Origin of the sequence: Mesorhizobium sp. M7A.F.Ca.MR.362.00.0.0, assembly GCF_004023175.1 — a bacterium.
Taxonomy (GTDB): domain Bacteria; phylum Pseudomonadota; class Alphaproteobacteria; order Rhizobiales; family Rhizobiaceae; genus Mesorhizobium.
The window spans coordinates 866-2686 of sequence record NZ_RZTF01000242.1; the positions used below are offsets into that span (position 1 = coordinate 866).

Annotated in this window: 3 protein-coding genes; 1 reads left to right on the plus strand and 2 read right to left on the minus strand. The window is 61.6% G+C overall.

The genetic code is table 11. The annotated features are described in order from the left end of the window. Nucleotides 1-50: 50 nt before the first annotated feature. Entirely contained in the window at nucleotides 51-521 is a 471-nt protein-coding gene (locus EOC06_RS43425) for a hypothetical protein (RefSeq protein ID WP_245470022.1), read from the plus strand. A 128-nt stretch (nucleotides 522-649) separates the two neighbouring features. Here the strand turns inward: EOC06_RS43425 and EOC06_RS24680 are convergent, their stop codons facing one another. Next, a complete protein-coding gene (locus tag EOC06_RS24680) occupies nucleotides 650-1471 on the minus strand; it encodes a tyrosine-type recombinase/integrase (protein WP_128309017.1) in 822 nt (273 codons plus the stop codon). Next, nucleotides 1468-1821, minus strand: a 354-nt coding sequence (locus EOC06_RS40935) for a tyrosine-type recombinase/integrase (RefSeq protein WP_206631249.1), incomplete at its 5' end; no start/stop codon positions are given. The genes EOC06_RS40935 and EOC06_RS24680, both read right to left, overlap by 4 nt.

Below are 1821 nucleotides of genomic sequence, written 5' to 3' on the forward strand. Positions count from 1 at the left end.
AACTTGGCGCGGCCGGGCGAACCGGCCTGGGCTCGCCGCACGATGAACCGATGAACGTCGCCCACTCGCAGTCGGTCAAAATCCGGATCGTTGCCCCCAAACTGTTCGTCCAGGAACCCACGAACAATCGGCAGATAGTTCGTCAATGTCGATGCCGAGAGACCACGCTCGGTGCGCAGGAATTCCCCGAATGCGTCGATCAGCTTACCCTTGGCGCTCGTATCGACCTCTGGCAGCGGCACCGGCACGCCGCCCGTGTCGCGCAGATATCGTACCAACTGCCGAATGGTCCAAGCATCGCCACGCCTCGGGCGCAGACCAAGTTCCGTCAGAAATCGATCGGCGTGCTCTTCCCCGAGCAAGTCCAGTGGAACATCCTGCCTCGCCAGCCAAGCGCTGAAACCGGCCAGGAGCTTCATCTTCTCCCGAACAGTCGCCTTGGCGTATCCCTGGCCATCAAGCAGAGCCTCGAAGCCATCCTGGTGGCTCTCCAATCGGCCTATCCAGCGATCTTTGTGTAGCGCCTCATTCAGATCAATCATCGTCTGTCTCCCTACAGCGTGGGAAGTCCACGCTCAGAAAGAGCAGCCGAATAATGTCGAGCAATCAACGGCCGACGCTGATCCAAATACTTGCAATCATGAGAAAATTACGCCGCGGCGATGGCGTCACTCGGAATAATACGGGACTCGGAGTTATGACGGAACTCGTAGGGACGAGCTCCAACGCGTCCATGTGCGGGCTTAATGCCCAAGCGACGGAGAATCCGGCGGATGGCATCGGATGCGGCGGCGGTTGTCAGCGGCATACCGTTACGGCGAACGAACAGGGCTTGCGGATCCTCGCAACGCTGATCGACGAGGAGCTGGCGCCGATCGTCAATGTAGCGTCGCAACTCTTCCACCAGGTCGTCGCGCATGGGCACGATCCGCGTGCGCCGCTTGCTGTCGCGGATCGTCAACGTGCCGCGTTCGAGATCGACATCGGCCATCTTGAGGCGCACGGCCTCGCCGAGCCGCAGACCGGTGCAATAGAGCACAAGCACGAGTCGGCGCAGCATCGACGCCCACACGGCGGGTCCTTCATACACCGAAGCGACGGTGAGAATCCGGCGAACCTCGTCCTGACTGAAAATGTAGGGAAAGAAGGTCGATTCCTTCACTGGCGCCCAGCTGTGCTCGGGCACATAGCTGGTGGGATCGTAACGACGGCGGTAAAGACAAAGCTGGCGAATGACACCGAACTCGTTGGCGAGCGTGACAGCCTTGCGGCCGGGAAGCCGCCCACACCAGCGCCGGACGGCCTCCGCCATGGGGATCGGCTCTGCCGCGTCCCAGTGCTGCCCGACAAAGCGGAGGAAACAGTCGATCTCGATCGCTCCGCGCTTGTAGGGATGGCCCATGGCGCGCTTGAACTCGAGAAAGCTGTCGGCGTCGCGCTTCAGTTCGGACAGGGTGACGATTGTGGTCATGACGGCACCGGCAATGCGATGTCACGCAACGTCTCCGTTGCGATCCGCACGTAGGCGGAAAGGGACTCCGGATCCCGATGCCCAAGAAGCTCTGAGACCACGCGCGGCGTGGTGCCGAGATCGAGCTGGCGTGCGGCGTGCGAATGCCGCAAGACGTGACTGCCGAGAAACGGTGCCGATATCCCGGCAACTCTCGCATGCTTTGCGACGATATGGCGGATCGCGCTTGAAGCCGCCAAGGGACCGAACGGTACATGCATCTGCACGAACAGATGCCGGGTGGGTGTGTCCATGGGGCGCCCGCCGTGGAGATAGTCTGCCAACGCCTTAGCGACCGCCGGCAGAAGTGG